Source organism: Brachyspira sp. (assembly GCF_050873525.1).
Classification (GTDB): Bacteria; Spirochaetota; Brachyspiria; order Brachyspirales; family Brachyspiraceae; genus Brachyspira.
In genome coordinates, this window is the sequence record NZ_JBNMIZ010000151.1 from 1 (window position 1) to 6,686 (window position 6,686).

Here is a 6,686-nt window from a genome sequence, read left to right on the forward strand (position 1 = left end):
ATATTATATATATTATATTTGATAAAAGCTATAAAAGAAAATAATTAATTAAGAATAGAATAAAATTAAATAAATATACTTGATACAATAATCATTTTAATATAATATAACTTAATCAATTTATTAGTTTTTAATTTTTGATTTATATTTATTAAAGAGGAAAAGTAGAATGAAATATCCAGAATTTTTAACGCCTTTCGTATTCTCGCCGAATATTCCAATAAGATGGTATGGGCTTATGTATATAGTCGGAATAATCGTTTCCTGTTTGGTTTTAAGTCGCATAAAAAAGAAAGGATGGATTAAATATAACGACTCCGATAACGGCGGAGTTTACGACATGGTTTTTTACGGCGCAGTCGGGGCGATAGCGGGCGCAAGATTAGGTTATTTTTTATTTTATTCTCCCGCTACTTTTTTGAAACCTTGGGAAATATTAGGAATAAATTTTGACAACGGAATAAGTTTTTCGGGTTTTGCGGGAATGTCTTTTCATGGCGGATTTATAGGAATGTGTATTTCGTTAATTATTTTCAGCAAAAAATATCATTATAGAATTTTGGATATAGGCGACCATGCCACTTTGCCATCGAGTTTATGTTTATTCTTCGGACGGATTGGAAATTTTATGAATGCGGAACTTTACGGAAGAGTGACGGATTCTTTTATCGGAATGCAATTTCCTCTTTACGATTCTGTCGGCGGATACGAAAGATGGGTTGCTATGTTTCCAGCGATAAGACCTTATACGGAAGCGAGACATCCTTCGCAATTATACGAGGCTATATTGGAAGGATTGGTTTTGGCTTTAGTTTCTTATTTTATTTTATATTTGAGTCAAAAAAATAAAAAAATAAAAACGGGAACGAGATTATGGGTTTGGATGTTATTATACGGATTGTTTAGAGCTTTTATAGAACAGTTTGCAAGAGATATAACGGAATGGACTATAGGACCGATAACTTCGGGAGCTATATATTCTATATGTATGGTTATAGTCGGAACGGTAATGCTGATTTATACTTACGCTAAAAAATCCGATTAAACTAAAAAATTAATTAAATGGAAAATAAAATGGTTTATGAAATATTTTCAAATAGATTGTCTATCGGAATTATCTCGTATTTCGTATTTATAATGTCTGCGAGCGCTCATGAATATTCTCATGCAAGAGTGGCTTATAATTTCGGCGATAAAACGGCGCGGGATTTGGGTAGACTCACTTTGAATCCACTTGCTCATATTGATATTTTAGGGACGGTAATTTTGCCTTTGCTTGCCGCTTTTACTGGAATTCCAATAATCGGATGGATGAAAGCCGTTCCCGTTAATCCGAATCATTTTAAGAATTTTGAAAGAGACCAGGCGATAGTTTCGTTTGCGGGACCTTTTGCGAATTTAATACTCGCTTCGATTTCTTTTTTGATAATGAAGATTCTTACATTTTCGATTAACGGAGTATTTATCATAAATAAATTAATAATTTTCATGCAGACAAACGAAAATATTGTAACGAATATGGTTTTAAATATAATTCCGATTTTTCTCGCAATGCTCTTAATGTTTTATATAATAAATATAATGCTTATGTTTTTTAATCTTCTGCCGTTTCCTCCTTTGGACGGCGGATGGATATTGAGATTCTTTTTATCTCCGAAAGGAAAAAATACTTACGACAAAATATATCCTTACGGTTTTTTGATTTTATACGCTTTATTATTTTTTGGAATATTAAGAACTATCTTGTCGTTTATACAAAATATATCGAGCTATTTATTGGGCGACACTTTTAAGACGATTTTATCTTTATAATTTTTATTTAGACTTTGATTTTCCAATCTCTCCAATATGCCACCAGTTCCATTTTGGAGAATAAAACATATATTCTATTGAAAAATTAAAAGTCGAAGTGTTTGGAATATTTCCGCTTCCCCAGACTATTTTATTATAAGAAGCCGTCATATAAAGAAAATCCGATATTGTGGCTTTAACTTTTACGAAAGGCTCAACATAAGTAAAATCTAAACTGCTCCTATACGGAAACAAATAACTTACTCCCGTGTATATCGTTATAAAAGGCGAAGTTATAAGTTCCACTCCAGCGATTATCTCTCCGTAATTTAATATATCGGTAAGAAGATTATCTCTTGTATCAAATATATAACAGAATAAAAAATTAACGGGAATAACTTTCGGAACTCCAGCTATCATAAAATTGCCGTAAAAATTAAAATTATCTTTAGTTTGTTCGTATAAAAAAGAACTTTTGGCAAAACTATAACTAAATCCGACTTTAACTCCCAAAGACAAATACCAGTCGAGCATTGTAACTTTAATATTTGCATCGACATCCTTAAAACCGAAACTGTCCGTCATATTCGTCATCGCCGTCAAATCGTTTCTTGAATCCTGCCTTTGATATAGAAAACTTGCGGAAGCTCCAATCTCAATAAATCTAATCGGACGAATGCTAAAAAAAGGAGCTAAAGTAAAATAAATATCTCTTCTGCTTATATTCGGGTTATAAGGGTCCAAGATATATAATTTTCCATCGTTTTGAAACCAAGAATTATACTCTTCGAATACTCCGCCCAAACCTATAGAAAACATTTTATTTTTTTGTATTAAAGGCGAAATATCAAAATAATAATCGTTTCTAATCGCAAATAAATAATTAGAAAATAATGCAAATATAAAAAAGAAATATATAAAATACTTTTTCATAAATTATTTTTCGCTCTTTCCAAGATTTTCAACAAGTGAAAGATTTTTTTCTATATTATACCTATATCTTAAATCCGTTGTCAATATTTGGTATCTTTGTTGAGTTTTCGCTTCTATAACCAAAGTTTCCAAAGCTTTTTGCGCTTCTGCATAAGGAAGAGAATCTATTCTGTATAATTTTCCATACTGTTCGTAAACTTGATTTATCTCTTCTTCCGTTGGTTCTGGAATTGTAGCCCTTATCGTTTTGTCTATATAATGAGCGACAACGGCGGCTCTCGTAATATAATTTTCAATCGCTTTCGCTTCGGGATTATCGTAAAAACCGATTTTATTCGCTTCGTATATCATTATCTCTCTTGCGACAAAAGCCTTAAACATATTGTCTCTCGCCTGAACTCTCAAAGCGGCTGGAATATTTTGTCCAGATTCGCTTGATTGTCTTAAAGCCTGATTAAACATTTCGTTAAAATTCGATAAAGCTATTTGTTTATCGTCAATAGTCACGCATGGGTCTTTAGTCGAAGAATATTCAAGTTTATAATTTGTTCTCGCTTCGCTAATGATTCTGTCGTATTCTTTTTGCATTCGCTCTTGCAGTATCGTAGTTTCTATAGCCGTTGCGACTTGCTCGTATCGGACATTATTTCCTCCTGCCGCCTGTATTCTTTCTCTATTATTATTAAAAAATCGTCTCTTCTCTTCTTCGGTCACGACATTGAAATCGTCTCTTAAATTTTTTTGCATATATAATTGAGCGATTTGATTATCTCTTTCTTTTGAAATAGTTGAAGTCAATTCTTCGTCTTTATCCAAACCCTCCTCAACCGCTATAATATATACTAATTCCTGTTCGATAAGCTGGGACGCAAACTGCCATAATTGTAAATCGTTCGTAAGAAGCATATTTAAATTTTCGGTGGGAAGTCCTCTCAAAACGACTATATTTGAAAGTTCGCTCATAAAATCATTAACCGTGAGAAGTTTTTTTTCTTCTCCCTCTGAATTTCTTATTCTTATAACCCAATCATTATCTTGAGCATGTAAACATAATGTAGAAATAAAAATATAAATTATAAAAATAAAGAATTTTCTAAAAATCGTCATCGGATTCCTGCCTGCCTCTAAACAAATTGATTATAGATTTTATTATATTCGCTATACTTAAATTTTCCGTCCAGCCTCTTGCGGCGGAAGTAAAATTATATACGCTGTTTGTTATATTGTCGAAAGCGTCATGCATATCGTCCAAAGTTCTTTTAGTTTTCTCCGTTTCCGAGTCGACAAAAGAAGCTATATTATTAATTTTATCGCTAATCGATTCCATATTATCGAGTATTTTATCGAATCTATTTGTAAATCTGAAATAACTTGCAAGCAGAATAAAAAATATGGCAAGCGACAAAATCAATATGGCTATCGCAATGAAAGCTAAAGATATAGCTATGACATTTATTTGAAATACGATATCTTCCATAATTTAACGATTAACTTTATTTATATTATTAACTATCCGCTTCCGATTTTTTTCTTCTTTTATCAAGAAAATCGTTCGTTTTTTCTTTGCCTTTTTCGTAGAGTTCCGTAGTTTTCAAAACGCCTCTATGATATAAATCGTCCACTTTATATTTTAAGTTATCAATAGTTTCTTTAATATCTTCTCTCGTTTCTTCTCCAGCTTTTGGCGCAAATAAAACGCCCAACGCAACTCCAGCGGTTACTCCCAAAATGAATGAAAATAATCCCGATACTTCTTTAGACATAATATATCCTCCTGTCTTATCTTTCTTATTTTTATTTATTTTTATAAATATTAAATTCAATTTAATTTTTTGTCAACCTGTAAAAAATATAAATTTATTCAAATACTGCCAAATTAAATATATATTATAACTTTATAATTTAAAACAATAATTCCGAAAATATGATATAATATATTTTATTAAAATTAATGAAATTAAATTATTTATAAAACAATTTAAGGAAAAAATTATGTCAAAGATAAAGATTAAAAAATCGCATGAAAGAAACGGTTTAATGAGTAAATTTTTAGTTCCGTTTGCAATATTTTTAGGAATAGTCACTATAAGTATGTATATAATTTATAGACCTCAATATAGAGGATTATTTTTGAATAATATTAATACAAAAATGAAAGATGCATCTGAAGAAGTTTTAAAATGGGCTGCTTCTTATTATTCAGAAATAGATATAATAGAATCATATACAAAAAGTTCGATAAACAGCAACGATATGTTCGCGGCTTTTTCAGATATTATGAATAAAAATAAAGAAATTATTGATATATATTTTGGGAATACGATTCCAAAATATAATGATGGCGGAATATTTATAAATTTAATCGGAAGTAAACCAGACTATAATCATACAACAAGGGAATGGTTTACAAGAGCGGTAAACGATAGAGGAGTTTATATTGTCTCAAGAATAGCCTCCACAGGAGAGCGATTAATAACGCTTACAAAAGCCGTTTATACTAACGGTTATCTTAAAGGAGTTGTAGGCGTAGATGTATCTCTTGCCAAAATTACAGAAACTATTTCAGAACTTGGGGGGGGGGGACGGAAAATTCCGAAATAAATATAATAATGACAAACGGAATGTATGTTACCCATAGAGATAGTAAATATATTTTAAACGAAAAAAATACTATATTCTCAAATCCTTTATTTTCAGATTTTCAAAGCGCAATTTCAAGCAAAAATAATTTGATAGAAGTAAAAGGCAAAGAATGGGCTGGCGTTCAGAGTATAGAAAACATGCCATGGCTTATAGCTGGACATGGAACTACCGCTTACTTCGATAATCTCATGCGAAGGCTAATAATGGTTTTAATTATTGTTATTGTTGCTTTCATGGGAATAGAAACGATTTTAGTAACAGTAGTCGTTCGTCCTTTATCGGAATCATTGAATAGAGCGATAAGTATTATTACAAATATGGGACAAGGGGATTTTAACGCGAGATTTGAAAAGAAACTTTTAGATAAAAAAGACCAAACAGGCGCCCTCACAAATTCTATAGACGAGATGCAAAGAAGAATCGGTTCGGTAATTTATAAAATAAAACAAGGAATAGATGTAATAAATAACGAGATAAGCAAGATATCGGAAGGAAGTTCCAATTTATCAGATAGAAGCAATTCACAGGCGGCGGCGTTGGAAGAATTGGCAAGTTCAATCGAAGCTTTATCATCTTCTTTGAAAGAAACGGCAAGGAGAGCGTCCGAAGCGAAAAACATGAGCGCAAAAGCATATTCCAATACGAAAAGCGGAGTCGAAGCGGTTATGCAGACGGCAGAAAACATGAAAGAGATTTCCGAATCGAGCAAAAAAATCTCCGACATAACGAAAATGATACAGTCTATTGCTTTTCAAACAAATATACTCGCTTTGAACGCGGCGGTTGAAGCTGCGAGAGCTGGTGAACAAGGGAGAGGTTTTGCGGTAGTCGCAAGCGAGATTCGTTCTTTGGCTCAAACGGTTAATGACGCTGCAAGTAATATAACGAATATAGTTGAAGATACGGTAAATAAAATAGAGATAGGAAATGAATCTGTCGCTCAATCTTCGGAACTTTTAAGCGAGATAGAGAAATCGGTAAATGAAGTTTCGGAAGTGTTGACGGGAATATCAAATTCGGCTATTCAAGAAGAGGACGGAATAGAGCAGATAAATCAAGCGGTAATGGAATTGAATAATATAACGCAGGAAAATTCAAATATGGCGCAGGACAGCGCAATGTCGAGTAAAGAAGTTTCTGACAGAACGGAAAATATGGTTGATGAGATTTCTTATTTCAAATTCAAAAGCGATAAGAAATAATAATTTATAAATTTATTACTATATTTAAAAAATCAAATTTTAATTATGTCTTTATAATTTTAAAACAATAATTCCGAAAATATGATATAATATATTTTATTAAAATTAATGAAATTA

8 protein-coding genes are annotated in these 6,686 nt (G+C 31.7%); 4 read left to right on the forward strand and 4 right to left on the reverse strand.

Going from position 1 to position 6,686, the window contains the following annotated elements:
- Positions 1 to 169 precede the first annotated feature (169 nt).
- Together lgt and ACR0QS_RS09650 are read left to right on the forward strand one after the other, a co-directional pair.
- Positions 170 to 1,045, forward strand: a complete 876-nt coding sequence (gene lgt / locus ACR0QS_RS09645) for a prolipoprotein diacylglyceryl transferase (RefSeq protein ID WP_432633234.1) — start codon at positions 170 to 172, stop codon at positions 1,043 to 1,045.
- Positions 1,046 to 1,074: 29 nt separating this feature from the next.
- Complete coding sequence (locus tag ACR0QS_RS09650) at positions 1,075 to 1,812, forward strand: site-2 protease family protein (RefSeq protein WP_432633235.1); 738 nt, start codon at positions 1,075 to 1,077, stop codon at positions 1,810 to 1,812.
- 3 nt (positions 1,813 to 1,815) lie between these two features.
- Here ACR0QS_RS09650 and ACR0QS_RS09655 read toward each other — a convergent pair whose 3' ends face one another.
- Genes ACR0QS_RS09655 through ACR0QS_RS09670 form a run of 4 tightly spaced genes read right to left on the reverse strand, consistent with a single transcriptional unit; the run spans position 1,816 to position 4,487 of the window.
- Entirely contained in the window at positions 1,816 to 2,724 is a 909-nt protein-coding gene (locus tag ACR0QS_RS09655; protein ID WP_432633236.1) for a hypothetical protein, read from the reverse strand.
- Between the two features lie 3 nt (positions 2,725 to 2,727).
- A complete protein-coding gene (locus tag ACR0QS_RS09660) occupies positions 2,728 to 3,831 on the reverse strand; it encodes a peptidylprolyl isomerase (RefSeq protein WP_432633237.1) in 1,104 nt (367 codons plus the stop codon).
- Entirely contained in the window at positions 3,818 to 4,201 is a 384-nt protein-coding gene (locus ACR0QS_RS09665; protein WP_432633238.1) for a DUF948 domain-containing protein, read from the reverse strand. The genes ACR0QS_RS09660 and ACR0QS_RS09665 overlap by 14 nt, the downstream gene beginning before the upstream one ends.
- Positions 4,202 to 4,229: 28 nt before the next feature.
- Positions 4,230 to 4,487, reverse strand: a complete 258-nt coding sequence (locus tag ACR0QS_RS09670; protein WP_432633239.1) for a YtxH domain-containing protein — start codon at positions 4,485 to 4,487, stop codon at positions 4,230 to 4,232.
- 229 nt (positions 4,488 to 4,716) lie between these two features.
- Here ACR0QS_RS09670 and ACR0QS_RS09675 point away from each other — a divergent pair, with 229 nt between their 5' ends.
- Together ACR0QS_RS09675 and ACR0QS_RS09680 are read left to right on the forward strand one after the other, a co-directional pair.
- The gene (locus tag ACR0QS_RS09675; RefSeq protein ID WP_432633240.1) at positions 4,717 to 5,325 is read left to right on the forward strand and encodes a PDC sensor domain-containing protein; all 609 of its coding nucleotides are present in this window, start codon (positions 4,717 to 4,719) and stop codon (positions 5,323 to 5,325) included.
- 8 nt (positions 5,326 to 5,333) lie between these two features.
- Positions 5,334 to 6,569 (forward strand): methyl-accepting chemotaxis protein, encoded by a 1,236-nt coding sequence (locus tag ACR0QS_RS09680; protein WP_432633241.1) that lies wholly within the window; start codon positions 5,334 to 5,336, stop codon positions 6,567 to 6,569.
- Positions 6,570 to 6,686: the final 117 nt, after the last annotated feature.

What these genes read in the sequence shown, in the direction of transcription:
- ACR0QS_RS09680 (WP_432633241.1), top strand. Translation starts at nt 5,334, where the DNA reads ATGACAAACGGAATGTATGTTACCCATAGAGATAGTAAATATATTTTA.
- ACR0QS_RS09675 (WP_432633240.1), top strand. Translation starts at nt 4,717, where the DNA reads ATGTCAAAGATAAAGATTAAAAAATCGCATGAAAGAAACGGTTTAATG.
- lgt (WP_432633234.1), top strand. Translation starts at nt 170, where the DNA reads ATGAAATATCCAGAATTTTTAACGCCTTTCGTATTCTCGCCGAATATT.
- ACR0QS_RS09655 (WP_432633236.1), bottom strand. Translation starts at nt 2,724, where the DNA reads ATGAAAAAGTATTTTATATATTTCTTTTTTATATTTGCATTATTTTCT.
- ACR0QS_RS09650 (WP_432633235.1), top strand. Translation starts at nt 1,075, where the DNA reads ATGGTTTATGAAATATTTTCAAATAGATTGTCTATCGGAATTATCTCG.
- ACR0QS_RS09665 (WP_432633238.1), bottom strand. Translation starts at nt 4,201, where the DNA reads ATGGAAGATATCGTATTTCAAATAAATGTCATAGCTATATCTTTAGCT.
- ACR0QS_RS09660 (WP_432633237.1), bottom strand. Translation starts at nt 3,831, where the DNA reads ATGACGATTTTTAGAAAATTCTTTATTTTTATAATTTATATTTTTATT.
- ACR0QS_RS09670 (WP_432633239.1), bottom strand. Translation starts at nt 4,487, where the DNA reads ATGTCTAAAGAAGTATCGGGATTATTTTCATTCATTTTGGGAGTAACC.